Raw genomic sequence first — 24,445 nt, forward strand, 5'->3', positions numbered from 1 at the left:
TAGACATACCTGTCAGCGTTTCTTTACGCCTTCCGCGCTTCGACCACCGAAGTGATGAAGGGCCGCGCGGTCTTGCGCGGGCGGATATCGGCGAAACCTGCAGTTTCGAGATGCTGCGCGATCTCCGCGGCGCTGCGCGCGCGGCCGGTGCCCATCGCCATGCAATAGAGGCCGAAATAGGCATCCCCCGCGCGCTCGGGCCGCGCGCCGCCCGACATCGGTTCCGAGACGATGATCCGCCCGCCTTGCGGAAGCGCGGCATGCGCCTTGGCCAGCAGCATCCGCACGGTGTCGTCGGAATGATCGTAAAGCACGCGGATCAGGCTGATCGCATCGGCCCCCTGCGGCAGCGCATCGGTGCGGAAACTCCCGCCGGTGATGGTCGCACGCTCGGTCAGGCCGTTCTGCGCGAAGCGGTCCGTCGCGGGCGCGATGACCTGCGGCAGGTCGAAGAGGTGCAGCTTGAGCGCCGGATAGGCCTTGCCGACCGCGGTCAGGAAAGCCCCGGTGCCGCCGCCGATATCGAGCAGCATCCCGATCCCGCGCAGGTCGAGGGCGCGCAGCGCCTCCTCGGCGACGAGGGTCTGGCTTTCGGCCATCAGCTCGGAATAGGTCGCGGCCGTTTCCGGGTCGATCTGGCCGGTCGCGCCGAAGACATAGGGCCAGAAGGCAGCCAGTTCCGTCTCGGGCGCATCGCGGAAGAAGCCGACCGGGTCGGCCATGTCACGGTAGAGAACGTCATGGTGTCGGATCATCTGCGCCAGCCCCGGAATACCGGGCAGCGCGGCGCCAAGGCGGCCCAGCGCATAGCGCCCGTCGCGGCCCCGCGTCATCAGGCCCAGCGCGGTGGCGGCCTGGCACAAGACGCGCATCCGGTCGGGGTTGATGCCGGTCAGAAGCGCGAGAGATTCGACCCTGCGCGGCTGGTTAGACAGGTGTTCGGCGAGATCCAGCTCGACAAAAGCCATCAACACCTGGCTGTGCAGGAACCCCGCCACCAGGTCGAACAGCGCCTCGCCATCCTTGCGCGCGACCCGCGCGGCAAAGGGCGTGCGCGCGGCCCAGTTCTGGAACCGGCGCGAGCGCAAAAGGCCCGTCTTCCATGCATAGAGCCTGTCGCGCAGGCGCGGCCTGTCGGGGTCGGTGTGATCGGCCAGCGCCACGCGCCCTAGACCGTCTGATGCGCCGGAAGGACCGGCGTCAGGCGTTCGGCGGTCTTGCGCACCATCTCGCACAACGCGGCCTCGCCCGGGCAGGAGGGGATCGATGAGATCGCGCCCGACAGGATATCCTCGAGCCGCCGGATCGCGCCGCGCACGCCCAGCTGGCTGACGGCGTTGGGGCGGCCGTTGATCTCGTCCTGCTGCGCGGGCTTGCCCAGCGTCACCTCGTCATAGAGCGCGTCGCGCAGATCGTCGGCAACCTGGAACGCCTCGCCGATGCGCGCGCCCAGTTCGGTCCAGGCGTCCGGCTCTTCGCCGGCCGCCGCCGCACCCATGCGCGTGGCCGCGGTGAACAGCGCGCCTGTCTTGGCGCGGTGATAGGCGGAAAGGTCGATCTTGGCCTCGCTCTCCCATCCTTGGCCGGCGCAGATGCCGCCCGGCATGCCGGTGGACTCGCCCAGGATGCGGATCAGCTGCACCGCGCGGGCCGGATCGTCGGCGGCGGCGCGGGCAAGCACCTCGAAAGCCATGATGATCAGCGAATCGCCCGTCAGAAGCGCCAGCGGCTCACCATAGGCGCGATGCACCGCCGGCTTGCCGCGGCGGGTGTCGGCATTGTCGAAACAGGGCATGTCGTCATGGACGAGGCTGGCGCAATGGATCAGCTCGATCGCGGTTGCCGCCGCATCCGACAGGGCCGGGCTTTTGTCGCCGCAGGCCATGGCCACCGACAGGCAGATCGTCGGCCGGATGCGCGCGCCGCCGGGGCTGACCGCGTAATCCAGCGCCGAGGCGAGTTTCGGAGGGGCCGCGCCCGCCTGTCCCTGCCGGATGGCGCTGGCAATGGCCGCTTCGATCCGGGGTTTCAAAGGCATGGTCGCCCCCTCTGTCCAAAAAGAATCCGTGCGGATTGACACGGGTGTTGTAAACTAGGGTGGACAAATCGACCCAAGGTGTCAACATAATCTGACACATGGATTGGAGAATGGCGTGACAGGTGCCACCAGGCAGGCGGTCGTGATCGGGGCCGGGATCGGCGGGTTATCCGCCGCGATGCGGCTGGCCCATGCCGGGCTGTCGGTGACGGTGCTGGACATGGCCGCCGGGCCGGGCGGCAAGATGCGCACGCGGGACAGCGTGGCGGGGCCGGTGGATATCGGGCCGACGGTTATGACCCTGAAAGGCATGTTCGAGACGCTTTTTGCCGATGTCGGTGCGCGGCTGTCGGATCATGTCACGCTCATTCCCGACGAGATCCTCGCGCGCCACCACTGGCGCGACGGCAGCACGCTCGACCTGTTCCATGATCCAGAACGCAGCGCCGCCGCGCTCCGGGATTTCGGCGGCGCGCGGGCCGAAACGCAGTTCCGCCGCTTCTCCGACCGGGCAAGGCGGCTGTTCGAGGCCTTCGAAGGGCCGGTGATGCTTGCGCAAAAGCCCAGCCTTCCTGCGCTGACCGCGCATGTTCTGAAAAACCCCGCGCTGATCCCCGCGATGGCGCCGGGGCGCAGCCTTGCCGCGAGCCTGTCGTCACAGTTCACCGACCCCCGCCTCCGGCAGCTTTTCGGGCGCTATGCCACTTATGTCGGCGGCTCCCCCTATCTCAGCCCGGCCGTTCTCGGCCTGATCTGGCATTCCGAGGCCAGCGGCGTCTGGCGCGTCGAAGGGGGGATGCACAGGCTGGCTCAGGCGATGCAACGCCTTGCGCAGGACAAGGGCGCGCGTTTCCGCTTCAACGCGCGTGCCGCGCGGATCGAACAGCAGGATGGGCAGGTCTGCGCGGTCCACCTGGAGGATGGCACCCGCATCCCCGCCGACCTGATCGTCTTCAACGGCGACCCCAAGGCGCTGGTCGACGGTCACCTGGGCCAAGGCCCCGCCGCCGCCGTCCCCCGCAATGGGGTGGAGGCGCGGAGCCTCTCGGCCTTTGTCTGGGGCTTCGCCGCCACGCCCGCTGGGGTGGAGCTTGCGCATCACAACGTGTTCTTCTGCACCGACCCCAAGCGCGAGTTCGACGACCTTGCCGCCGGGCGGATGCCCGCAGACGGCACGCTTTATGTCTGCGCCCAGGACCGCGGTGGCGACGCGCCCCAAGGCCCCGAGCGTTTCGAGATCATCCTGAACGGGCCGCCCGGGCACCCGTCGACCCCGGAGGACGCCTACAGATGCCGGACACATACATTCGAGACGCTGGCCCGGATGGGGCTGAGGTTTTCCCCGACGCCGGACATCACCGCGCTGACCATGCCGGGGGATTTCGACCGGGCCTTTCCGGCGTCGGACGGTTCCCTTTACGGGCTTTCCCCACATGGGATGATGGCGACCTTCCAGCGCCCCACGGCGCGGACGACGCTGAGGGGTCTTTATCTCGCGGGGGGCGGGGCGCATCCGGGGGCGGGGATACCGATGGCCTGCCTCTCCGGGCAGCACGCGGCCGCGGCGATCTTGAGCGACCTTGCTTCGACCTCGACGTCCCGCCGGACGGCTACGCCTGGTGGTATGTCGACGGGATCAGCGACGATGGCGAGCGCGCGATCTCCATCATCGGCTTCATAGGGTCGGTTTTCTCGCCCTGGTATCGCTGGTCGGGGCGCAAGACCCCGGCCAACCATTGCTGCCTGAACGTGGTCACCTACGGCCGCGGCGGTCGCTGGACGATGACCGACCGGGGGCAGGATGCCCTTGGCCTGTCGCGCGACCGGATCCAGATCGGCCCCTCGGCGATGGTCTGGGCGGGCGATCACCTGCGCATCGAGATCGAGGAGATGTCGACGCCCCACGCCCAGCGCATCACCGGCGAGGTGATCGTGCGGCCGAGCGCCCTGACGCAGGTGGAAATGGCCCTCACGCCGGACGGCGCGCATGTCTGGCGGCCCTTCGCCCCCAAGGCGGATATCGAGGTGCGCCTGAACCGCCCCGGCTGGAGCTGGACCGGCCACGGCTATTTCGACGCGAATTTCGGGACGCGCGCGCTGGAGGCCGATTTCAGCTACTGGACCTGGGGCCGGTTCCCCCTGCGCGACGGCGCGGCCTGTTTCTACGACGCCCAGCGCCGCGACGGGACCGAGCTTGCCGCCGCCATCGGCTTCGCCGAGGACGGCACGCCCCGCGCGATCGAGATGCCGCCGAAGGCGCGGCTGAAACGCCCCGGCTGGATGGTGCGGCGCGAGACGCGGGCCGATGCCGGCTACAGGCCGCGGCAGATCAAGGCGATGCTCGACGCCCCCTTCTACAACCGCGCTGCGGTGCAGACGCGGATCAACGGCGAGGAAACCGTGGGCGTATTCGAGGCGCTCGACCTCGACCGCTTCCGGGGCCCTTGGCTGATGCCGATGCTCGCCGTGCGCGTCCCGCGCAGGCGCGGCTGGCCGGGGTGGTTGTAGGGGTGCCGTTCAAGCCGCTGCTCGTGGCCATGCAGATCGGCTAAAGCCAGTGCGTCGTATCTGCCCGATACAGGAAACCCGCAGGCGACTCGAACAAGGGAAGGTTTCGTTCCCAACTCGATGACACATCGTGAACCGCCGCCTCCAGCGCGCTTTCCAGCTCTGCGATACGGCCGTCCTTCACGTCAAGAACCGACATCAGCGCCTGCAATGCGCGCATCAGCGCCTTGCCCTGTTCGGATGTCCGCTTGACCGCGATGCCAGGCTCGGGAAGTGGTTCTCCAAGCCCCTGTTTCAGCTCAATCCACTCCTGCATCGCCTGCTGGGTATTGGCCAGAGCCTCCTCTCGCGTCTCGCCGTCAGACATGCAGCCTTGCAGATCGGGCACAAGGCCGACGAAACCTCCGCCGTCCTCTTCGCTGAGGGGCAATATCACAATGACGTAATCATCCATCGCTACTCTCCCCGGCGCTTCGGTGGGCGGCCACGTAACTTGTGAATTTCCTGATATACACAGGTTTAATTGGTCGTTTCGCAGGAACCGTCAAGATGCCTTCAAGATGACGGATGTTGATCTTGTAGTGGCTTCCGCCGCCGGTGGGCGGCACGCAGTCGATCCCGTAGTGGCTGCAAATCCTTTCAATGTCACCAATGGTCCAGTCTGCTCTCGGGTTTGTTCCCATGTCCGAGAGTGTCCTGGACGGTTTTACCACGGTGACCTCTTACCACTATGCCAGAAGCTTGCGCGCCACGGGTTTGGCAAGTCAAGCGCGGCTGGCCGGGGTGGTTGTAGGGGTGCCGGGCTGAAGCCCGGCCTACGGCGGTGCGCGGGCCGGGAGGTTGCGGGCTGGGGGCCCGCCCGCCATATAGGTCCGGACAACGGCAGGAGACCCCATGGCAGACAGCGATTTCCCCGGCTGGCACGGCACCACGATCATCGGCGTCCGCAAGGGCGGCGAGGTGGTCGTCGCGGGTGACGGGCAGGTGAGCCTTGGCCAGACCGTCATCAAGGGCAGCGCGCGCAAGGTGCGCAGGCTTAGCCCCGGCGGCTATGACGTGGTCGCAGGCTTTGCCGGGTCGACCGCCGATGCCTTCACCCTGCTGGAACGGCTGGAAAAGAAGCTCGAGGCGACGCCGGGGCAGCTCCAACGCGCGAGCGTGGAACTGGCGAAGGACTGGCGCACCGACAAGTACCTGCAAAAGCTCGAGGCGATGCTGATCGTCACCGACGGGCGCGAGCTCTACATCATCACCGGTGCGGGCGACGTGCTGGAACCCGAGCATGACGTCGCCGCCATCGGCTCGGGCGGGAATTACGCGCTGGCCGCGGCGCGGGCGATGATGGACAGCGACAAGGACGCCGAGACCGTGGCGCGCGACGCCATGGCGATTGCCGCGGAAATCTGCGTCTACACCAACGGCAACCTGACCGTGGAAAAGATCGGCGGATGACCGACATCACCCGCGACGACATCCGCGCTGCCGTGGCCGCCGGAACCCTGACCGAGGCGCAAGCGGCTTCGCTCGTGGTGCTGGCCCAGCAGCGCGCGGGCGTGCGGGCGCATATGTCGGGCCTCGATGAACCCTTCGAGCTGTTCAAAGGCTTCAACGAGATCTTCATCGTCGTGGGTCTGACGATCCTCTACCTCGGCTATGCCGGGGTCACGGGGATGACGCTTCTGGGCACGACGCAGGGCTATATCCTCGGGATGGTCTATGCCGTGATCGGCATGGGCGGCGTGATCTGGCTGGCGCGGTATTTCACGCTGACGCGCCGGATGGTCGCCCCCTCGATCGCGCTGGCGATCATCTTCGGGCTTCTGGCCGCGCAATTCGGCTTCGCCTTCGCGGCCATGCTCGACATGCGCACACCCGCGACGCTGACCACGGCGGCGGGCCTCTCGGCGGTCTGCCTGTCGGGCTATTACCTTCTGTTCCGGGTGCCCTTCACCGTCGCGCTGATCGCGCTGTCGGTCTTTGCCACCACCTTCGGCCTCGCCACGCTGGGCGGCAATTTCCCCAGCGACCCGCGCGACATCTTCCTTTTGTCGGCGGACGGTCCCTTTGCGCTGATGACCATCCTTCTCGGCCTTGTCGGCCTGATCATCGCGCTTGGCTTCGACATGTCGGACCCGCACCGGGTGACGCGCCGCGCTGCCTCGGGCTTCTGGCTGCATGTCATCGCGGCGCCCGCCATCGTGAACACCGTGGCGCTGACGCTCTTCGACACCGGCACCGTCGCGGCGCAACTGCTCCTGACCGGTTTCATCGCGCTCATGGCGCTTTTCGCCGTGGTGATCGACCGCCGGTCCTTCCTCGTGGCTGGCGTCGGTTATGTCGTGGCGCTGGCCATCACCGTGGTGGAAGGGCAGGCGTTCTTCATCATTCTCATCCTCGGCGCAGGCCTCGTGCTGCTCGGCGCGCAATGGGAGGCGCTGCGCCGCCGTGTCATGCACGCGCTACCCCGTTTTCCGGGCAAGGACCGCTTGCCCCCCTATGACCTGATCCAACAGGAGTCCGCATCGTGACCGACCTGACCCCCCGCGAGATTGTCTCGGAACTCGACCGGTTCATCATCGGCCAGCGCGACGCCAAGCGCGCCGTTGCCGTGGCGCTGCGCAACCGCTGGCGGCGCAAGCAATTGGGCGATGACCTGCGCGAAGAGGTGTATCCGAAGAACATCCTGATGATCGGCCCCACCGGCGTCGGCAAGACCGAGATTTCGCGGCGTCTGGCGAAACTCGCCCGCGCGCCCTTCATCAAGGTCGAAGCCACGAAATACACCGAAGTGGGCTATGTCGGCCGCGACGTGGAGCAGATCATCCGCGATCTGGTGGACGCCGCGCAGGTCATGGTGCGCGAGCACATGCGCGAAGAGGTCAAGGCCCGCGCCCATGACGCCGCCGAGGAACGCGTGATCGAGGCGCTGGCCGGCAAGGACGCCCGCGAGCAGACGCGCGAGATGTTCCGCCGGAAGCTCCGCTCGGGCGAGCTGGACGACACCGTGATCGAGCTGGAGGTCGCCGATACCTCGAACCCGATGCAGGGGTTAGAGATCCCCGGCCAGCCGCCGGGCATGGGCGGGGGGATGATGAACCTCGGCGATATCTTCGGGAAAGCCTTTGGTCAGCGAATGGTGAAAAAGCGCCTGAGCGTCGCGGCCAGTTACGATCTGCTGATCGCGGAAGAGGCCGACAAGCTTCTGGACGATGACGCGGTGAAGAAGACCGCGCTGGAAGCGGTCGAGCAGAACGGCATCGTCTTCATCGACGAGATCGACAAGGTCGCCGCCCGGCAAGACGTGCGCGGCGGTGACGTGAGCCGCGAGGGGGTGCAGCGCGACCTGCTGCCCCTGATCGAGGGCACGACCGTGTCGACAAAGCTGGGGCCGGTGAAGACGGACCATATCCTGTTCATCGCGTCGGGTGCGTTTCACATCGCCAAACCCTCGGACCTGTTGCCAGAGTTGCAGGGCCGTTTGCCGATCCGGGTGAACCTGCGCGCGCTGACCGAGGAGGATTTCGTCCGCATCCTGACCGAGACCGACAACGCCCTGACGCTGCAATACACCGCGCTGATGGCGACCGAGGAGGTGAGTGTCAGCTTCACCCCCGACGGCATCGCGGCGCTGGCCAAGATCGCGGCCGATGTGAACCAGTCGGTCGAGAACATCGGCGCGCGGCGGCTTTACACGGTGATGGAGCGGGTGTTCGAGGAACTGAGCTTCACCGCGCCCGACCGGGCGGGGGACACGGTCACCGTGGATGCCGATTTCGTCGAGACCAACCTGGGCGAGTTGACGCGGAGCACGGACCTTAGCCGTTACGTGCTGTAAACCGGGGGGCCGTCAGCGGCCCTTCCTGAGATAGACGTAATAGGCCCCGCCGCCGCCGTGGCGCAGATGCGCCTCGCGGATCTCGAGGACAAGCGCGCCCAGCGGCGGCGCGTGCAGCCAGCCGGGCACCTGGTGGCGCAGGATGCCGCGGCGGATGGGGATCGGACCGCCCTCGTCGCGGTCCTTGCCCTTGCCGGTGATGACGAGAACCAGCCGCTTGCCCGAGGCATGGGCCTCGAGGATGAAGCGCATCAGCACCGGATGCGCCTGGGCCAGCGTCATGCCATGCAGGTCGATCCGCGCCTCGGGCGACAGCTTGCCGCGCAGCATCTTGCGATGCATGCCGTGATCCATCCGCACGGGCGCTTGCGCCAGCCGCATGGACAGGTCGCGCGCGGGCTGCTGTGGGTGCGCCGCCTGCGTCGCCTTTTCGCCGAGGCGAAAGGCCGGGAGCCGGTCGCCCACCGGATCGGATGGCTTGGGCTTGGGTGGCGCTTTCGCGCCCGGCATCTCGGGCAGGCCGGTGCGCAGCCGCGAGCGGTCGAGCGGCGTGGCGCTTTGGGCCACGCGGCTCCACAGCTCGCGGTCCTCGGCGCTCAGGCCCTTCTTTCCGCGGCGCGCCACGTCTCAGGCGTCCGGCGCGCGGCGATGCGCCAGCTCGATGGGCAGCAGGACGACCATCCGCCCCGGATCGCGGATCGTGCCCGCGGCCTCGCCCGCCGCATCGCCGAAGCCGAAGAAGATATCGGCGCGCTGCGCGCCACGGATCGCCCCGCCGGTGTCCTGCGCGACCATCAACCGGCGCATCGGCCCCGCGCCGTCCTTTTCGATCCAGACCGGCGCGCCCAACGGCGTATGGAGCGGGTCGACCGCAATGGTCCTGAGGGGCGTGATCGAGCGGTTCATCGCGCCCAGCGGGCCAAGGCCCGGATCGCTGATATCCACCTCGCGGAAGAAGATGTAGGAGGGGTTGTGATACAGCAATTCGCGCCCCGCGGCCGGATTGCGCCGGACCCAGGCGCGGATCACCTGCGCGGAGACCTGGTGCGGCTGGTAGACGCCGCGGCGCACCAGTTCCTGCCCGATGGAGCGGTAGGGCTGGCCGTTGCGCCCGCCATAGCCCACGCGGATCACCGAGCCGTCCGGCAGCCGGATGCGCCCCGATCCCTGCACCTGAAGGAAGAACAGCTCGACCGGGTCATCGACCCAGGCGATCTCGAGGCCACGCCCCTCGAGCAGGCCACCCTCCTCGATCTCGCGGCGGCTGACCCATTGACCGTCCCGCGCTTCGGGCGGAACGCGGTAGAGCGGGTAGCGAAACCGCGCCGTCGGCCTGAGCGAGCCGTCGAGCTCGGGCTCGTAATAGCCGGTGAACAGGGCAGGGGCATCGCCGCCGATCACGACGGGTCGAAAGAACAGCTCGAAAAAGCTGCGCGGATCGGCGGCGGCTTCGGCAAAGGCACAGATCGGACGCCACTCGGGATCGTCGAGATCGGCACAGGTGCCGCGGAACACGGAAAGGGCCGCGGCATGGTCATCCTCGGCCCACCCGTCGAGATCGGAAAAGGACAGCAGTTCGACCGTTTCTTCAGACATGGCGGGCCCGATGGATGCCAGGACGGAAAGGCAGGCGCCAAGGATCGCAGCGAGCCCGCGCATCGCTCATCCGTCGGTAGCGACCAGTTCCCAATTGGGATTTTCGGCGCCCATGTTGCGGGCAAAGGTCCAGACGTCGCGCTGACGCTTGATCTCGTTCGGATCGCCCTCGATGACCTGTCCGTCGGCATTCTTGACCACCGAAGTCAGTTCGCCCACGAAGCGCACGGTAATCTCGCCCACACCGGTCGCACGGTCGAAGCTGGCGCTGTCCAGCGTCAGCTCGCGCACCCCGATGAAGGAGGCGTCAATCGTCAGCCCCTGCTCCTGGCGCTGGCGGATCACGGTCTCGAAGGTCTCCATCACGTCCTCGGCGAGGAACGGGCGCAGCTCGTCCACGTCGCCGTTCTCGAAGGCCATGAGGATCATTTCATAGGCACCGCGGGCGCCCTGCAGGAACTCGGACACCGAAAAGCCCGGCTCGGCCAGCTTCATCGCCGCCAGTGCGCGGGCGCTTTCGCTGCCATCCTCGACATGGTCGGTGATGTCGCGGTCGGGGCCTCCCTCGATCACCTCGAAGTCGCGGCGGCGCGTTTCGCTGGGGCCGGGGCGCGGGGCTGCCGGCGTTTCATGGCCTTCACGTGTCCCGAGCACGCTGCGCAGGCGCAGGATGAGGAAGATCGCTATGCCGGCAAGCACCAGCAAGGACAGCAGGGACGAGTTCATGAAGGATCCTCGAAAGGGCGTCGGGGTTCTGTTAATCGATATCGCAAGGCACATATGTAAGGCAGGGGTCGGGTCAAGTCCATGACCGTGGCCCGCCTTTCGACCGCGCGGCGACGCGCCCAAGCTGACGGAGCCGGTTCATGTGGCTGTTTCTCGCCTTTCTCCTCGTGCCGCTGATCGAGATCGGCCTGTTCATCCAGGTGGGCGGGGCGATCGGCCTGTGGCCGACCTTGCTGATCGTGGTTCTGACCGCGGTCGCGGGCACGGCGCTGGTGCGCTCGCAGGGGGCGCTGGCGCTGGCACGGCTGCGCAGCAGCTTCGAAACGCTGCATGACCCGACCGAGCCGTTGGCGCATGGCGCCATGATCCTGTTTTCCGGCGCGCTCCTGCTGACGCCGGGCTTTTTCACCGACGCCGTCGGTTTCGCGTTGCTGGTGCCCGCGGTGCGCAACATCGTGCTGCGCGAACTGAGGAAGCGCGTTCAAGTCCGCGGCATGTCGATGGGCGGCCATCGGCCCGGCCACCCGCCGCACCCGCGCGACGAGGTGATCGACGTCAGCTACACCGTCGAGGACGTGGACGAGCCGCCGCGCAACGGCCCCTCGGGCTGGACGAGGCATTGAGCCCCCTGACCGGGGCTGCTAGACCCCGCGGCAACATATCCTGACGTCTGGAGACGAAAATGTCCGATACCAACGGGAGCACCTCGCCCGCAACCGCCGCAGCGTCCGACGGCCAACCGGTTCTGCCCAAGCTGCAGATCCTCGGCCAGTTCGTGCGCGACATGTCCTTCGAGAACATCGCGGCGCAGAAGGCGCTCAAGACCAACGCGCAGCCCGACATCCAGGTGCAGGTCGCGCTGGACGCGCGCAAGCGCGAGACCGACGATCAATACGACGTCATCATGAAGCTGAAGATCGAGAGCAAGACCAAGGAAGAGACGCCGCAGTCGGTCTTCCTGCTCGAGCTGGAATACGGCGGCATCTTCAAGGTCGAGAATGTCACCAACGAGCAGCTGCATCCGTTCCTTCTGATCGAATGCCCGCGGATGCTGTTCCCCTTCGTGCGCCGCATCGTGTCGGACGTAACCCGCGACGGCGGCTTCCCGCCGCTGAACCTCGACACCATCGACTTCCTGGCGCTCTACCGTCAGCAGCTGGCGCAGCGCGCCGCGGCGGCCCCCAAGGCCGACGCCTGATCTAACCCTGTTTCGACCAGAGCGCGCCGTTCCCCAGCTCCGCCACGAAGGCGGCATGGGCGGCGCGCTCCTCTTCCGTGACGCGGGAGGGGAGGGGCGTGGGCCGAGGGCGCGGACGCCACTCGGTCGCGGCGGTATCGGCGCGGTTCCGGCCGCCGCCCGTGGACAGCGCGAAATCGGGCTGACGCCCGCCGGTCAGTTCCAGGTAGACATCGGCCAGGATCTCGGAGTCGAGAAGCGCGCCATGCAGCGTGCGGTTCGAGTTGTCGATGCCGAACCGGCGGCACAGCGCATCCAGCGACGCGGGCGAGCCGGGAAACTTTCGCCGTGCGATCATCAGCGTGTCCAGCGCGCGATTGTCGGGAAGGGTCGGATACCCCGCCCATTCCAGTTCCGCGTTCAGGAACCGCATGTCGAAGCTGGCGTTGTGGATCACCATGCGCGCATCGCCCAGGAACTCGAGAAAGGCCTGCGCGACCTGGGCAAAGCGCGGCTTGTCGGCCAGGAACTCCTCGCCGATGCCATGCACGGCGAAAGCCTCGGCCGGCATGTCGCGCTCGGGGTTGATGTATTGGTGATAGGTCTTGCCGGTCGGCACCTGGTTCCACAGCTCGACCGCGCCGATCTCGACGATCCGGTGCGCGGGCGTGTCGAACGGGTCGAGGCCGGTGGTTTCGGTGTCGAGGACGATCTCACGCATCGGGCCGCTCCGCTTGGGTCAGGGTCTCGATCAGGTCTGCCACGGCGGCGCGGGTCTGTTCCAGCGTCTTCGTCTCGATCACGTGATCCGCGCGCGCGCGCTTCTCGGCATCGGGCATCTGCCGCGCAAGGATGCGGTCCAGCATCTCCGAGGTCATTCCGGGGCGCGCAAGGACACGGGCGCGCTGCGTCTCGGCGTCGGCGCTGACGACCAGAACGCTGTCGACATCGGCGTGTCCCGTCTCGAACAGCAGGGGGATGTCCAGCACCACCAGCGCCGCATCGCCCTGCGCGGCCAGAAAGGCGCGGCGATCCTCGGCCACAAGCGGATGCACCACCTGTTCGAGCCTGCCCAGCAATTCAGGGTCTTGCGCAAGCGCCGCCTTCAGCCTGTCGCGGCTGACCCCGCCGCCCTCGAGCGCCTCGGGACACAGCGCCGAGACCGGCGCAACCGCCGCGCCGCCGGGCGCGTAAAGGCGATGCACCGCCGCGTCGGCATCCCAGACCGGCACGCCATGGTCGCGGAACATCTGCGCCGTCGTGGATTTGCCCATGCCGATGGAGCCGGTCAGCCCAAGCCGATGGGTCATTCTGCCAGCACCGCCCGGCGCAGATCGTCATCCACCAGCGGGGTATAGCCGAACCAGCGTTCGAAGCCCGGCACCGCCTGGTGCAGAAGCATGCCCAGCCCGTCGATGGTCTCGCATCCGGCCTCGCGCGCGGCGCGCAGAAGGTCGGTTTCCAGCGGTTTGTAGACGATATCCGTCACCACGGTCAGCGGCGACACCCGCGACAGGTTCAGCGACAGCGGCGGCTGCCCCTCCATCCCCAGCGAGGTGGTGTTCACGATCAACGCGCAGTCCGGCACGAAATCGGAAATGCGGGTCCAGTCCTGCGGTTCGACCCGTGCGCCGAACTGATCCTTCAACGCATCGGCCCGCGCGCGCGTGCGGTTCGCCACGATCACACGCGGCGCGCCGTCCGAGATCAGCGCCGAGACGATCGCCTTGGCCGCGCCGCCCGCGCCCAGCACCAGCGCAGGCCCGTTCGAGGCGGTCCATCCGGGCAGGCTTTGGCGAATGTTCGACAAGAACCCCTGCCCATCGGTGTTGTCGGCCTGGATGCGTCCGTCCGACATGAAACTGATCGTGTTGGCGGCACCGATCAAGGCGGCCCTGTCGGTGACCGTCGTGGCCAGCGACAACACGTATTCCTTGTGCGGAATCGTGACGTTCACCCCGACGAACCCCATGTGCGGCAGCATGTGGAACGCATCGGCAAGATTGGCATGGGTGATGTGCAGCGGCACGTAATGCCCGCGCAGACCGTAGCGGCGCAACCAGTGCCCGTGCAGCTTCGGCGACAGGGAATGCGCAATCGGATCACCGATCACGCCGGCCAGCGGAATCTCGGGACGGATCATGTCAATCTCCAACCACGTAATCGCAAGAACGAACAGATGTCGAGCAGGGGCAACCCAAGCACGGAAAACCAGTCGCCGTCTATCCGGCTGAACAGCCGCGCGCCGATGCTTTCCGCCTGGTAAGCTCCGACCGAGCTGGCCACCTCGGGCCAGGCGCGGTCGAGATAGGCGTCGATCTCGGGTTCGGTCAGGCTGTGCATCGTCATCCGCGCCAGCCCGACATGCCGCCAGGCGGGCTCGGCCCCGTCGTAGATGACCGCCGCGGAATAGAGGTGATGCGTCTGCCCGGACAGGCGCGTCAGCTGATCCTTCGCCATCTCGCGGCTGTCGGGCTTTTCGAAGATCGCGGTCTTCAGCGCGAGAACCTGGTCGCAGCCCAGCGTCAGCCCCTCACCGGCGACCTTGCGCGCCTTGAACTCGGCCAGCGCGTCGGCAACGTCGCGCGGGTGGGCGGACTCGGCCAGCAGCGCGTCGCGGATCGCGCCTTCGTCGATGCGGGCGGGGCGAATCGACAGCGTAACGCCCGCCGTTTCCAGCAACTGACGGCGGATGGCCGAAGCCGAGGCGAGGGTCAGGGGCCCGTGGGGCGCGAATGTCTTGTCCATAGGTCTGTGCATAACGGAGGGGAGTTATGGCCGACAATCCGGTTGATGACTCGCGGCAGCGGGAAGGCTCCCGGTGCGAGGAGGGGTTTCGCGGCTCCGCTCCGGGGGTTGTCCACGGGGACAAGACATTCACGTCGCGCTGTTGACCTGCCGCGGATGACCCCGATCATCCACCGTTTTCCCTTTGTCATCCACAGGTCTCATATATCTTAAACACTTATTAAATATGTGAAAATCCGCGTTTCTCAAGATCGGTCCATCGTGGCGGGGATAGTTTTCGCCACCGGGACAAGACTGGGGGTAACTTGTGACGAACCGGGTTTTCCGGCTTCCTAACGGTCCTAAAGACACAACAATCTTTTTATATTCTTATTTTTTTATGACTCTTGGCCGCCTCGGGCACCAAGCTTGACAGACAGAAGGCCGAGACATAGACGAAACAGGCCTTTCGTCCGAAAGCGCATCTTCCGACCGATGATGACAGACAGGATCGCCCCATTCGGGCCGCCCTGCGACAGGATATTCCCATGACTTCGATGACGCTGAAGCTGGCCGATCTGAAAGCCAAGTCTCCCAAGGACCTGCTGGCGATGGCAGAGGAGCTTGAGATCGAGAACGCCTCGACCATGCGCAAGGGCGAGATGATGTTCGAGATCCTGCGCGAACGCGCGGACGAGGGCTGGGAGATCTCGGGCGATGGTGTGCTCGAGGTGCTTCAGGACGGGTTCGGCTTCCTCCGCTCGCCCGAGGCCAACTACCTGCCGGGCCCCGATGACATCTACGTCAGCCCCGACATGATCCGCCAGCACAGCCTGCGCACCGGCGACACGGTCGAGGGGACGATGACTGCGCCGCGCGACAACGAGCGGTATTTCGCCCTCGTGAAGGTGCAGGCGATCAACTTCCAGGATCCCGAGCGCGCGCGCCACAAGGTCGCCTTTGACAACCTGACGCCGCTTTACCCGGACGAGCGCCTGAAGATGGAAATCGAGGATCCGACGATCAAGGATCGCTCGGCCCGCATCATCGACCTGGTCGCGCCCATCGGCAAGGGCCAGCGGTCGTTGATCGTGGCGCCGCCGCGCACCGGCAAGACGGTTCTGCTGCAGAACATCGCCACCTCGATCGAGAAGAACCACCCCGAGTGCTACCTGATCGTTCTTCTGATCGACGAGCGCCCGGAAGAAGTCACCGACATGCAGCGCAGCGTGAAGGGCGAGGTGATTTCCTCGACCTTCGACGAACCCGCAACGCGTCACGTCGCCGTGGCCGAGATGGTGATCGAAAAGGCCAAGCGCCTCATGGAACACAAGCGCGACGTCGTGATTCTGCTCGACTCGATCACGCGCCTTGGCCGCGCCTTCAACACGGTGGTTCCGTCCTCGGGCAAGGTTCTGACCGGCGGCGTGGATGCCAACGCGCTGCAACGGCCCAAGCGGTTCTTCGGCGCGGCCCGCAACATCGAAGAGGGTGGCTCGCTCACCATCATCGCCACCGCGCTGATCGACACGGGTAGCCGGATGGACGAGGTGATCTTCGAAGAATTCAAGGGCACCGGCAACAGCGAGATCGTGCTGGACCGCAAGGTCGCCGACAAGCGCGTCTTCCCGGCGATGGACATTCTCAAGTCCGGCACCCGGAAAGAGGATCTGCTGGTCGACAAGTCCGACCTGCAGAAAACCTATGTCCTGCGGCGCATCCTGAACCCGATGGGCACAACAGACGCCATCGAGTTCCTGATCTCGAAGCTCAAGCAGACCAAGTCGAACTCCGAATTCTTCGATTCGATGAACGCGTAAGGGGCAGGGGCCGATGCAGACGATTTTCGCCCTGGCCACCGCCCGGGGGAAATCGGGCGTGGCCGTTCTCCGTATCTCGGGGCCGGAGGCGCATGAGGTCGCGCGGCGGTTGAGTGGTGACCTTCCGGGACCGGGGCGCTTCGCCTTGCGCGCCTTGCGCGATGCGGCGGGCGCGGTTCTGGACGAGGCGCTTGTCCTGCGGTTCGACGCGCCGCGCAGTTTCACGGGCGAGGATACGGTCGAGCTGCAAACGCACGGCAGTATCGCGGTGATCCGCGCGGTCGAGGCGGCGATTGCCGCCACCGGGCTTGCCCGCATGGCTGAACCCGGCGAATTCACCCGGCGCGCGCTTCTGAACGGCAATCTTGACCTGGCGCAGGTCGAAGGCCTGTCCGACCTGATCGCGGCCGAAACCGAAGGGCAGCGCCGTCAGGCGCAATCGCTGTTCACTGGCGCGATGCGCGATTTCGTCGAGGACACGCGCCGCGATTTGCTGCGCGCGGCGGCCTTGATCGAAGCGACCATCGATTTCGCCGACGAAGAGGTGCCCGTCGATGTCTCGCCCGAGGTCGGCGCGTTGATCAACGGCGTGATCGCGGCCATTGACGGCCAGCTTTCGGGCTTTGACGGAGCGGAAAAGCTGCGCGCGGGTTTCGAGGTTGCCATCGTCGGGCCGCCGAACGCGGGGAAATCCACGCTTCTCAACCGCATCGCGGGCCGAGAGATTGCCATCACCTCCGAGATCGCCGGCACGACCCGTGATATCCTCGAGGTGCGCGTGGACCTGCAGGGGTTGCCGGTGACCTTCCTCGACATGGCGGGCCTGCGCGAGTCCGAGGATCGGCTTGAACAGATCGGCGTCGCCCGCGCGCGGGAACGGGCGGCCGCCGCGGATCTGCGCATCCTGCTGCAGGACGGCACGGCGCAAGGCGCGCCGTTCGAGCCGGGGCTGGAGATCGACCTGACCTATCGCACCAAGGCCGACTTGACGGGGGAGGGGGTGTCGGGACTGACCGGCGACGGGGTTGACCGCATCCTGTCGGATGTCGCGGACCGGTTGGCCGGGCGCGTGACCGAAGGAACCGTTGCCAGCCATGACCGCCACCGCCAGGCGATGCAGACGGCGCGGGGCGCGCTGGAACTTGCCGAGCGCGCCTTTACCGCGGGCGAGGGGGCCGAGATCATCGCTTATCACCTGCGCGACGGATTGGCCGCGCTTGACTCGTTGATCGGGCGTGTAGATGTAGAGGCCGTCCTCGGAGAAATCTTTGCGCAGTTCTGCATCGGCAAGTGAAAGGTGTTTCACGTGAAACATGAGCGTTTCGACGTCATCGTGATCGGCGGTGGCCATGCGGGTGCCGAAGCCGCCCATGCCGCTGCCCGCGCGGGTGCCAGAACCGCGCTCGTCACGATGGAGCGCGCGAAGATCGGTGTGATGTCCTGCAATCCCGCCATCGGGGGCCTTGGCAAGGGCCATCTCGTGCGCGAGATCGACGCGATGGGCGGGATCATGGGCTTGGCCGCCGACCGTTCGGGTATCCAGTTCCGCTTGCTGAACCGCCGTAAGGGACCCGCCGTCCGCGGCCCGCGCACCCAATCCGACCGCGCGCTCTATCGCGCCGCGATCCAGGATTTGCTGGCCGATCAGCCCAACCTTTCGATCATCGAGGGGGAGGTCGCAGACCTGATCGTCGAGGGCGGCCGCATCGCCGGCGTTCGCCTTGCCGATGACAGCGAGCTGCCCACCGTCGCCGTTGTTCTCACCACCGGAACCTTTCTGCGCGGCGTCATCCATATCGGCGACCGCCGGATGGATGGCGGGCGCATGGGCGACCGCCCGTCGCAACGCCTTGCCCAACGCCTCGACGCACTGGCGCTTCCGCTCGGGCGTCTGAAAACCGGCACGCCGCCGCGGTTGCGGTCCTCCTCCATCGCGTGGGACGGGCTGGAGATGCAGCCGGGCGATGATGACCCGACGCTGTTTTCCTTCCTATCGCGCGCGCCTTCGGTCCGGCAAATCTCCTGCGGGATCACGCATACCAATGCGAAAACCCATGAGATCATCGCCGCGAATCTCTCGCGCTCCGCCATGTACGGCGGTCATATCGAGGGCGTCGGCCCGCGCTACTGCCCCTCGATCGAGGACAAGGTGGTGCGCTTCGCCGACAAGAGCTCGCATCAGATCTTCCTCGAGCCCGAGGGGCTCGATAGCGATGTTGTCTATCCCAACGGCATCTCGACCTCGCTGCCCGAGGATGTGCAGGCCGATTACGTCCATTCCATCGCCGGATTGGAACAGGCCGAGATCCTGCAACCGGGCTATGCCATCGAATACGACTACGTCGATCCGCAAGCGCTGGATGCCTCGCTCGAGCTTCCTGCGCTGCGCGGCCTTTTCCTCGCCGGGCAGATCAACGGAACCACCGGCTACGAAGAGGCCGCGGCGCAAGGGCTGATGGCCGGCCTCAACGCCGCGCGGCAGGCGCGGGGGGAGGGGCCAGTGATCCTTGGTCGGTCCGACGCCTATATCGGGGTGTTGATCGACGATCTGGTCACACGGGGCGTCAGCGAACCCTACCGCATGTTCACCTCGCGCGCCGAATACCGTCTGACGCTGCGGGCGGATAACGCCGATCAGCGGCTGACCGCGCTGGCCGATGGTCTTGGCCTGATCGACGAGACGCGGCGCGCCGCCTTCGGGGAAAAGATGGAGCGGCTGGCGGCCGGGCGCACAGTCCTGGAAAACGCGCGGTTCACCCCGCGCGAGGTGGCCGAGACGGGCATTACCATCAACCAGGATGGTCAGCGCCGTAACGGTATGGAATTGCTTGCTTTTCCCGATGTCACGCCTACCGACCTGGCGCCGCTCATCCCCGAGCTGGACGAGATGCAGCCCGAGATTCGTGAGCAGCTGGCCATCGAGGCGTTGTATAAAACCTATGTCGACCGCCAATCCCGCGATGCCGAGGCGCTGCGCCGCGATGAGAACCAGGTGATTCCCGACGCGCTCGCTTATGGTGAGATCGGCGGCCTTTCGAACGAGCTGCGCGGCAAGTTGGAGCGGATTCGCCCGCGGACGCTGGCGCAGGCCGGGCGGATCGACGGGATGACGCCTGCGGCGCTGGCGTTGATTCTGACGCGCATCCGCCAGGACGAGCGCCGCCGCGCATGACCGAGGATGACGCAAAGGCGGCGCTGGCCGCGCGTGTTTCACGTGAAACATTCGAGCGGTTGGAGCTCTACGCCCAGCTCCTGACGAAATGGCAGGGGGCAATCAACCTTGTCTCGCCCACGACATTGTCGCAGCTCTGGCTGCGCCACATGCTCGACAGCGCGCAGGTTTTCGACCACGCCCCCGAGACCGCGACGCGCTGGATCGACTTTGGCAGCGGCGGCGGATTCCCCGGCCTTGTCTGCGCGGCCATCGCCGCCGAAAGGCGGCCCGAGCTTCAGGTTACGCTGGTCGAATCCGACCTTCGCAAGGGGGCGTTCCTGCGCGAAACGGCGCGACAGATGGGCGTGACCGTTGGTGTTCTGACCCGCCGGGTGGAGGATGCGCGCCCGTCCAATTCGGATATCGTCAGCGCACGTGCCCTTGCACCGCTTGCCACGCTTTGCGGCTATGCCGTGCCGCACCTGTCATCCGGCGGCATCTGCCTGTTCCAGAAAGGCGCCCGCCACGCCGAGGAACTTGAAACCGCGCGGCGCGACTGGCACATGGATGTGACAACCGTGCCCAGCGTCACCGATGCCGATGCGGTCCTTCTCAAACTGGAAAACCTCCGCCATGTCTGAGCCCTCCGCCCCGCGGGTCATAGCGATCACCAACCAGAAGGGCGGGGTCGGCAAGACGACCACCGCGATCAACCTTGGCGCGGCGCTGGCGCATCTGGGCGAACGTGTGCTGATCGTCGATCTCGACCCGCAGGGCAATGCGTCGACCGGCCTTGGCATCTCGGCGCGCGACCGCGACAACACCACCTATGAGTTGCTGCACGAAGAGGCGCCCTTGTCGTCGGTGATCCGCAAGACAGGGGTCGAGCGGCTGGATATTGCGCCGGGCACCACGGACCTCAGCTCGACCGATGTCGAGCTTGGGCAGCACGAGAACCGGATTTTCCTGCTCAAGGATGCGCTGCGGACCGATGGTCTGGCGGCTTACGATTACGTCCTGATTGATTGTCCGCCCTCGCTGAGTTTGCTGACGGTCAACGCGCTTGTCGCGTCAGACGCGGTGCTGGTTCCGCTTCAGGCCGAGTTTTTCGCGCTCGAGGGGCTGTCGCAACTGATGCTGACCCTGCGCGACGTGCGCGAGACGGCGAACCCTGGCCTCCGGATCGAGGGCGTGGTGCTGACGATGTATGACCAGCGCAACAACCTGAGCCAGCAGGTCGAGGAAGATGCCCGCGGCACGCTGGGTGAGCTGGTGCTGAACACCCGCATTCCGCGCAACGTGCGCCTGAGCGAAGCGCCGTCCTACGCTTTGCCGGTGCTGGCGTATGACCCGGCGTCCAAGGGCAGCCAAGCTTATATCGACCTGGCCGAGGAAGTCTTGGCGCGGCATGCGAAACGGAAGGAGCCGGCCTGATGGTCAAGCGGCGCGAAAGAACCGGATTGGGGCGGGGCCTGTCGGCCCTGATGGCGGATATCGAGACGCCGCAGGCGGTCTCGAGCGAAACGGATGCAGAGAGCAACACGACCGAGGCGGCACCGCGCGGCGTGCGTTCGGTGCCCATCGACCGGATCGTGCCGAACCCCGACCAGCCGCGCCGGACCTTCGCCGAGGATGCGCTGAACGAATTGGCCGAGTCGATCCGCGAAAAGGGGGTGATTCAGCCCCTGATCGTGCGGGTGGACCCGCGCGATGCGTCGAAATTCCAGATCGTCGCCGGCGAACGCCGTTGGCGTGCCTCGCAACGCGCGCGATTGCATGATCTGCCGGTGATCGTGCGGGACTTTGACGATACCGAGGTGCTCGAGGTTGCGATCATCGAGAATATCCAGCGCGCTGACCTGAACGCGCTGGAAGAGGCCTTGGGCTACCGGCAACTGATCGACCGTTTCGGCCATACGCAGGAGCAATTGGCGACCGCGCTCGGCAAAAGCCGAAGCCATATCGCCAACATGATGCGTCTCCTCGGCCTGCCCGAGGAAATCCAGGAGATGCTGCGCGCCGGTCGGTTGAGCGCCGGTCACGCCCGCGCGCTGTTGACGGCCGATGATCCGCTGGCCCTGGCCCGTGAGGCGGTGGCCAAGGGGCTGTCCGTTCGGGATGTGGAGAAGCGCGCCAAGGCGAAACCGGGTGGCGAGGCGAAAAAGCGGCCGCCGACCGGGGGAAAGGACGCCGACACCGTCGCGCTCGAGGGGGATCTGAGCGCCACGCTGGGGATGCCGGTTGCGATTGCGCATGACGCGGCAAGCGGGGGTGGGGCGGTGACGATCCGCTACGCCGATCTCGAAAAGCTCGATGACCTCATCCGCATTCTTGGCGGTCACCGTTAGGGCTCAGTCCACCAGCAGCTCGGCGAGGACCGTGTTGAGGATGCGCCGACCCTGAAGCGTGGCGGTGATCCGGTCCAGCGTGACGCTGATCATGCCGAGAGAGTCGAGCCTGCCGAGCAAGTCAGGGTCGAAATCCCGACCGCGTATCGCCCTATAGCGCGCGCGGTCCAGACCCTCGGACAGGCGCAGCGACATCATCGCGTATTCCTCGGCCTGCGCCTCGGGCGAAATCACCTCGCGCAGGGTCTCTCCGCTGCCGCGGGTTTCGACGGCGCGCAGCCAACCGGCAGGCGAAAGTTCCGTCTCTGTCGCGCGGCGCAGACCCTGTAGCGTCAACCGCCCATGCGCGCCGGGGCCGATGCCCACGTAATCGCCGCCGCGCCAATAGACGAGGTTGTGCCGCGATTGCGCCATGTCGCCCGCATGGTTCGACACCTCATAGGCCGGAAGGCCCGCGGCCTCGCACATCTCCTGCGTCAGGTCATACATCTCGGCCCCGGTGTCGTCATCGACAAGGCCGGGCAACCGCCCACGGGCGTGCCGGTCACCGAAGGCGGTGCCGGGCTCGATGGTCAGTTGATACAGCGACAGATGATCGGCGGCGAGCGCCAGCGCCTCGGTCAATTCGCTGCGCCAGTGCGCGAGGGTCTGGTGCTGGCGCGCATAGATCAAGTCGAAGCTGACGCGTGGAAAGACGCTGCGCGCGATGTCGAAGGCCGCGCGACCCTCCGCCGCCGAATGGAGCCTTCCCAACAAGCGAAGATCGGCGTCGTTCAGCGCCTGAAGCCCCATGGAAACGCGGTTGACGCCCGCATCCCGAAAGCCGCGAAAGCGGCCCGCCTCGACCGAGGTGGGGTTCGCTTCCAGCGTGACCTCCAGATCGTTGGCGACCGGCCATTCCGCGCGGATCGCCTCGAGGATCGCGGCCACCGTTTCGGGCGCCATCAGTGAAGGCGTGCCGCCACCGAAATAGATGCTGGTCAGCGTGCGGCCCGGAACCTCAGAGGAATATCTTTTTATTTCAGATAGATAGCAGGAGAACCACCGCGACTGGTCGATCTGGGCGGCGACATGGCTGTTGAAGTCGCAATAGGGGCATTTCGCCTGGCAGAAGGGCCAGTGAACATAAAGGCCAAAGCCCCCGGCCTGCCAGTGTTCAGCCACCAAGTGCCTGTTTCAATTGTTCGACCGCGCGGGCGCGGTGGCTGATCTTGTTCTTTTCCCAGCGGTCCATCTCGCCAAAGGTGACGTCGTAACCCGCGGGCTGGAAAATCGGGTCATAACCGTGACCCTGCTCGCCCCGCATCGGCCAGACGACCTGACCCTCCATCACGCCGGGAAAGACCTCGTCATGGCCATCGGGCCATGCCAGCACCAACGTGCAACAGAACCGCGCGGTGCGGGGGTGCGGCGCGCCCTGCGCCTCGAGCAACTCGTGGGTTTTCCGCATCGCCATGACGAAATCGCGCCCGTTTGGCGTTTCGGCCCAATCGGCGGTGTAGACACCGGGCGCACCGTTCAGCGCGTCGATCTCGATCCCGCTGTCATCGGACAGGGCGGGCAGGCCGGTGGCCTTGGCCGCGGCATGGGCCTTGATGCGGGCATTTTCGACGAAACTGGTTCCGGTTTCCTCGGGCTCGGGCAGGTCGTGGTCAGCCGCGCCGGTCACGCGGATGCCGAAGGGCGCCAAAAGCGCCTCCATCTCCTCGAGCTTGCCCTTGTTGTGGGTCGCCACAAGCAGGTGGTCACCGGTGAACCGTCGCATCAGCTGGTCGCCGCTTTCTGCGCTGCCACAAGCGCCGCGATGCCTTGCTCGGCCAGGCCGTACATCTCGTCGAACTGCCCGCGGGAGAAGGCCGAACCCTCGGCGCTCGCCTGCACCTCGACCAGCGCACCGGCTCCGGTCATCACGAAGTTCGAATCGGTCCCCGCCTCGCTGTCCTCGAGATAGTCGAGGTCCAGCACCGGCTGGCCCGCGTAGATCCCGCAGGACACCGCGGCAATGTGATCCGTGATCGGATCGGAGGTGATATCACCCGCCTTCATCAGCTTGTTGACGGCAAGCCGCAGCGCGACCCACCCCCCGGTGATTGAGGCGCAGCGCGTGCCGCCATCGGCCTGGATCACGTCGCAGTCGATGGTGATCTGCCGTTCGCCCAGCGCCGAGCGATCCACACCGGCGCGCAAGCTGCGCCCGATCAGGCGCTGGATTTCCTGCGTCCGGCCCGATTGCTTGCCCGAAGCCGCCTCGCGCCGCATCCGCGTGTGGGTGGCGCGGGGCAGCATGCCGTATTCCGCGGTAACCCAGCCGAGACCCGAATTCTTGAGGAAGGGCGGCACGCGTTCTTCCAGCGTCGCAGTGCACAGCACATGCGTGCCCCCGCAGCGGATCATGCACGACCCCTCGGCATGGCGCGTGACGCCGGTTTCGATCACGATCTCGCGCATTTCGTCTAGGTTTCGGCCGGAAGGACGCATAGATATTCCCCTGATGATCCGTGAGGCGGGGATAGTCC

At 66.4% G+C, this 24,445-nt stretch carries 26 protein-coding genes; 13 read left to right on the forward strand and 13 right to left on the reverse strand.

All coding sequences use genetic code 11. From position 1 onward, the window contains the following. Nucleotides 1-23 precede the first annotated feature (23 nt). The gene (locus QQK83_RS00560; RefSeq protein WP_349816207.1) at nucleotides 24-1,163 is read right to left on the reverse strand and encodes a methyltransferase; all 1,140 of its coding nucleotides are present in this window, start codon (nucleotides 1,161-1,163) and stop codon (nucleotides 24-26) included. Between the two features lie 5 nt (nucleotides 1,164-1,168). After that, nucleotides 1,169-2,038: a polyprenyl synthetase family protein gene (locus tag QQK83_RS00565; protein WP_284260594.1), complete on the reverse strand. Its 870-nt coding sequence runs from the start codon at nucleotides 2,036-2,038 to the stop codon at nucleotides 1,169-1,171. Nucleotides 2,039-2,153: 115 nt separating this feature from the next. Between QQK83_RS00565 and crtD the strand changes: the two genes are divergently transcribed. Both crtD and crtC read left to right on the forward strand, forming a co-directional pair. Continuing rightward, entirely contained in the window at nucleotides 2,154-3,719 is a 1,566-nt protein-coding gene (crtD, locus tag QQK83_RS00570; protein ID WP_284260597.1) for a 1-hydroxycarotenoid 3,4-desaturase CrtD, read from the forward strand. Next, complete coding sequence (gene crtC, locus QQK83_RS00575; protein WP_284260751.1) at nucleotides 3,674-4,546, forward strand: carotenoid 1,2-hydratase; 873 nt, start codon at nucleotides 3,674-3,676, stop codon at nucleotides 4,544-4,546. The genes crtD and crtC overlap by 46 nt, the downstream gene beginning before the upstream one ends. Before the next feature lie 40 nt (nucleotides 4,547-4,586). On the opposite strand, the gene QQK83_RS00580 is transcribed toward crtC, so the two are convergent. Further along, on the reverse strand, nucleotides 4,587-5,000 hold the full coding sequence (locus QQK83_RS00580; RefSeq protein WP_284260599.1) for a type II toxin-antitoxin system HicB family antitoxin: 414 nt from the start codon (nucleotides 4,998-5,000) through the stop codon (nucleotides 4,587-4,589). Nucleotides 5,001-5,440: 440 nt separating this feature from the next. Here QQK83_RS00580 and hslV point away from each other — a divergent pair, with 440 nt between their 5' ends. Genes hslV through hslU form a run of 3 tightly spaced genes read left to right on the forward strand, consistent with a single transcriptional unit; the run spans nucleotide 5,441 to nucleotide 8,381 of the window. Continuing rightward, nucleotides 5,441-5,998, forward strand: coding sequence for an ATP-dependent protease subunit HslV (gene hslV / locus QQK83_RS00585; protein WP_284260601.1), 558 nt, complete (start codon nucleotides 5,441-5,443; stop codon nucleotides 5,996-5,998). Further along, a complete protein-coding gene (locus QQK83_RS00590) occupies nucleotides 5,995-7,074 on the forward strand; it encodes a hypothetical protein (protein WP_284260603.1) in 1,080 nt (359 codons plus the stop codon). Before hslV ends, QQK83_RS00590 begins: the two co-directional genes overlap by 4 nt. Then, nucleotides 7,071-8,381: an ATP-dependent protease ATPase subunit HslU gene (gene hslU / locus QQK83_RS00595; RefSeq protein WP_284260604.1), complete on the forward strand. Its 1,311-nt coding sequence runs from the start codon at nucleotides 7,071-7,073 to the stop codon at nucleotides 8,379-8,381. Before QQK83_RS00590 ends, hslU begins: the two co-directional genes overlap by 4 nt. Nucleotides 8,382-8,393: 12 nt before the next feature. On the opposite strand, the gene QQK83_RS00600 is transcribed toward hslU, so the two are convergent. The 3 genes from QQK83_RS00600 to QQK83_RS00610 all read right to left on the reverse strand — a co-directional run bounded on the left by QQK83_RS00600 (nucleotide 8,394) and on the right by QQK83_RS00610 (nucleotide 10,703). Then, complete coding sequence (locus QQK83_RS00600; protein WP_284260605.1) at nucleotides 8,394-9,005, reverse strand: Smr/MutS family protein; 612 nt, start codon at nucleotides 9,003-9,005, stop codon at nucleotides 8,394-8,396. 3 nt (nucleotides 9,006-9,008) lie between these two features. Further along, the gene (mltA, locus tag QQK83_RS00605) at nucleotides 9,009-9,977 is read right to left on the reverse strand and encodes a murein transglycosylase A (RefSeq protein WP_349816208.1); all 969 of its coding nucleotides are present in this window, start codon (nucleotides 9,975-9,977) and stop codon (nucleotides 9,009-9,011) included. 66 nt (nucleotides 9,978-10,043) lie between these two features. Continuing rightward, nucleotides 10,044-10,703, reverse strand: a complete 660-nt coding sequence (locus QQK83_RS00610) for a Tim44/TimA family putative adaptor protein (RefSeq protein ID WP_284260607.1) — start codon at nucleotides 10,701-10,703, stop codon at nucleotides 10,044-10,046. Nucleotides 10,704-10,843: 140 nt separating this feature from the next. Here QQK83_RS00610 and QQK83_RS00615 point away from each other — a divergent pair, with 140 nt between their 5' ends. Next, the gene (locus QQK83_RS00615) at nucleotides 10,844-11,326 is read left to right on the forward strand and encodes an FxsA family protein (protein ID WP_284260609.1); all 483 of its coding nucleotides are present in this window, start codon (nucleotides 10,844-10,846) and stop codon (nucleotides 11,324-11,326) included. Nucleotides 11,327-11,385: 59 nt separating this feature from the next. Continuing rightward, complete coding sequence (gene secB, locus QQK83_RS00620; RefSeq protein ID WP_284260611.1) at nucleotides 11,386-11,901, forward strand: protein-export chaperone SecB; 516 nt, start codon at nucleotides 11,386-11,388, stop codon at nucleotides 11,899-11,901. Nucleotide 11,902: 1 nt separating this feature from the next. Here the strand turns inward: secB and dnaQ are convergent, their stop codons facing one another. The 4 genes from dnaQ to QQK83_RS00640 are packed head-to-tail and all read right to left on the reverse strand — an operon-like array spanning nucleotide 11,903 to nucleotide 14,628. Then, nucleotides 11,903-12,601 carry a DNA polymerase III subunit epsilon gene (gene dnaQ, locus QQK83_RS00625; protein ID WP_284260613.1) on the reverse strand — a complete coding sequence of 233 codons (699 nt, stop codon included), beginning with the start codon at nucleotides 12,599-12,601 and terminating at the stop codon, nucleotides 11,903-11,905. Further along, on the reverse strand, nucleotides 12,594-13,190 hold the full coding sequence (gene coaE / locus QQK83_RS00630) for a dephospho-CoA kinase (RefSeq protein WP_284260616.1): 597 nt from the start codon (nucleotides 13,188-13,190) through the stop codon (nucleotides 12,594-12,596). Before coaE ends, dnaQ begins: the two co-directional genes overlap by 8 nt. Next, nucleotides 13,187-14,023 carry a shikimate dehydrogenase gene (locus QQK83_RS00635; protein WP_284260618.1) on the reverse strand — a complete coding sequence of 279 codons (837 nt, stop codon included), beginning with the start codon at nucleotides 14,021-14,023 and terminating at the stop codon, nucleotides 13,187-13,189. The genes coaE and QQK83_RS00635 overlap by 4 nt, the downstream gene beginning before the upstream one ends. Then, a complete protein-coding gene (locus QQK83_RS00640; protein ID WP_284260620.1) occupies nucleotides 14,020-14,628 on the reverse strand; it encodes a Maf family protein in 609 nt (202 codons plus the stop codon). The genes QQK83_RS00635 and QQK83_RS00640 overlap by 4 nt, the downstream gene beginning before the upstream one ends. 527 nt (nucleotides 14,629-15,155) lie before the next feature. On the opposite strand from QQK83_RS00640, the gene rho reads away from it, so the two are divergent. From rho to QQK83_RS00670, 6 genes are read left to right on the forward strand one after another with little or no spacing between them, the layout of a single operon-like run. Then, on the forward strand, nucleotides 15,156-16,427 hold the full coding sequence (gene rho / locus QQK83_RS00645) for a transcription termination factor Rho (protein WP_284260622.1): 1,272 nt from the start codon (nucleotides 15,156-15,158) through the stop codon (nucleotides 16,425-16,427). A 13-nt stretch (nucleotides 16,428-16,440) separates the two neighbouring features. After that, the gene (mnmE, locus tag QQK83_RS00650; RefSeq protein ID WP_284260624.1) at nucleotides 16,441-17,721 is read left to right on the forward strand and encodes a tRNA uridine-5-carboxymethylaminomethyl(34) synthesis GTPase MnmE; all 1,281 of its coding nucleotides are present in this window, start codon (nucleotides 16,441-16,443) and stop codon (nucleotides 17,719-17,721) included. Between the two features lie 3 nt (nucleotides 17,722-17,724). Then, entirely contained in the window at nucleotides 17,725-19,599 is a 1,875-nt protein-coding gene (gene mnmG / locus QQK83_RS00655; protein ID WP_284260626.1) for a tRNA uridine-5-carboxymethylaminomethyl(34) synthesis enzyme MnmG, read from the forward strand. Then, the gene (gene rsmG, locus QQK83_RS00660; RefSeq protein WP_284260629.1) at nucleotides 19,596-20,222 is read left to right on the forward strand and encodes a 16S rRNA (guanine(527)-N(7))-methyltransferase RsmG; all 627 of its coding nucleotides are present in this window, start codon (nucleotides 19,596-19,598) and stop codon (nucleotides 20,220-20,222) included. Before mnmG ends, rsmG begins: the two co-directional genes overlap by 4 nt. Continuing rightward, nucleotides 20,215-21,015 carry a ParA family protein gene (locus QQK83_RS00665; RefSeq protein ID WP_284260631.1) on the forward strand — a complete coding sequence of 267 codons (801 nt, stop codon included), beginning with the start codon at nucleotides 20,215-20,217 and terminating at the stop codon, nucleotides 21,013-21,015. The genes rsmG and QQK83_RS00665 overlap by 8 nt, the downstream gene beginning before the upstream one ends. Next, on the forward strand, nucleotides 21,015-21,929 hold the full coding sequence (locus QQK83_RS00670; RefSeq protein ID WP_284260633.1) for a ParB/RepB/Spo0J family partition protein: 915 nt from the start codon (nucleotides 21,015-21,017) through the stop codon (nucleotides 21,927-21,929). Before QQK83_RS00665 ends, QQK83_RS00670 begins: the two co-directional genes overlap by 1 nt. Before the next feature lie 3 nt (nucleotides 21,930-21,932). On the opposite strand, the gene hemW is transcribed toward QQK83_RS00670, so the two are convergent. From hemW to rph, 3 genes are read right to left on the reverse strand one after another with little or no spacing between them, the layout of a single operon-like run. After that, nucleotides 21,933-23,093 carry a radical SAM family heme chaperone HemW gene (gene hemW / locus QQK83_RS00675; RefSeq protein ID WP_284260635.1) on the reverse strand — a complete coding sequence of 387 codons (1,161 nt, stop codon included), beginning with the start codon at nucleotides 23,091-23,093 and terminating at the stop codon, nucleotides 21,933-21,935. Continuing rightward, entirely contained in the window at nucleotides 23,086-23,694 is a 609-nt protein-coding gene (rdgB, locus tag QQK83_RS00680) for an RdgB/HAM1 family non-canonical purine NTP pyrophosphatase (protein WP_284260637.1), read from the reverse strand. Before rdgB ends, hemW begins: the two co-directional genes overlap by 8 nt. Then, complete coding sequence (gene rph / locus QQK83_RS00685; protein WP_284260639.1) at nucleotides 23,694-24,407, reverse strand: ribonuclease PH; 714 nt, start codon at nucleotides 24,405-24,407, stop codon at nucleotides 23,694-23,696. Before rph ends, rdgB begins: the two co-directional genes overlap by 1 nt. Nucleotides 24,408-24,445: the final 38 nt, after the last annotated feature.

The sequence above is a fragment of the Roseicyclus amphidinii genome, from assembly GCF_030163755.1.
Lineage (GTDB): Bacteria > Pseudomonadota > Alphaproteobacteria > Rhodobacterales > Rhodobacteraceae > Roseicyclus > Roseicyclus amphidinii.

Coding starts and splice junctions, on each gene's coding strand:
- QQK83_RS00565 (WP_284260594.1), bottom strand. CDS start 2,038: ATGCCTTTGAAACCCCGGATCGAAGCGGCCATTGCCAGCGCCATCCGG.
- QQK83_RS00580 (WP_284260599.1), bottom strand. CDS start 5,000: ATGGATGATTACGTCATTGTGATATTGCCCCTCAGCGAAGAGGACGGC.
- hslV (WP_284260601.1), top strand. CDS start 5,441: ATGGCAGACAGCGATTTCCCCGGCTGGCACGGCACCACGATCATCGGC.
- QQK83_RS00590 (WP_284260603.1), top strand. CDS start 5,995: ATGACCGACATCACCCGCGACGACATCCGCGCTGCCGTGGCCGCCGGA.
- mltA (WP_349816208.1), bottom strand. CDS start 9,977: ATGTCTGAAGAAACGGTCGAACTGCTGTCCTTTTCCGATCTCGACGGG.
- QQK83_RS00610 (WP_284260607.1), bottom strand. CDS start 10,703: ATGAACTCGTCCCTGCTGTCCTTGCTGGTGCTTGCCGGCATAGCGATC.
- QQK83_RS00615 (WP_284260609.1), top strand. CDS start 10,844: ATGTGGCTGTTTCTCGCCTTTCTCCTCGTGCCGCTGATCGAGATCGGC.
- secB (WP_284260611.1), top strand. CDS start 11,386: ATGTCCGATACCAACGGGAGCACCTCGCCCGCAACCGCCGCAGCGTCC.
- dnaQ (WP_284260613.1), bottom strand. CDS start 12,601: ATGCGTGAGATCGTCCTCGACACCGAAACCACCGGCCTCGACCCGTTC.
- coaE (WP_284260616.1), bottom strand. CDS start 13,190: ATGACCCATCGGCTTGGGCTGACCGGCTCCATCGGCATGGGCAAATCC.
- QQK83_RS00635 (WP_284260618.1), bottom strand. CDS start 14,023: ATGATCCGTCCCGAGATTCCGCTGGCCGGCGTGATCGGTGATCCGATT.
- QQK83_RS00640 (WP_284260620.1), bottom strand. CDS start 14,628: ATGGACAAGACATTCGCGCCCCACGGGCCCCTGACCCTCGCCTCGGCT.
- rho (WP_284260622.1), top strand. CDS start 15,156: ATGACTTCGATGACGCTGAAGCTGGCCGATCTGAAAGCCAAGTCTCCC.
- mnmE (WP_284260624.1), top strand. CDS start 16,441: ATGCAGACGATTTTCGCCCTGGCCACCGCCCGGGGGAAATCGGGCGTG.
- rsmG (WP_284260629.1), top strand. CDS start 19,596: ATGACCGAGGATGACGCAAAGGCGGCGCTGGCCGCGCGTGTTTCACGT.
- QQK83_RS00665 (WP_284260631.1), top strand. CDS start 20,215: ATGTCTGAGCCCTCCGCCCCGCGGGTCATAGCGATCACCAACCAGAAG.
- QQK83_RS00670 (WP_284260633.1), top strand. CDS start 21,015: ATGGTCAAGCGGCGCGAAAGAACCGGATTGGGGCGGGGCCTGTCGGCC.
- rdgB (WP_284260637.1), bottom strand. CDS start 23,694: ATGCGACGGTTCACCGGTGACCACCTGCTTGTGGCGACCCACAACAAG.
- rph (WP_284260639.1), bottom strand. CDS start 24,407: ATGCGTCCTTCCGGCCGAAACCTAGACGAAATGCGCGAGATCGTGATC.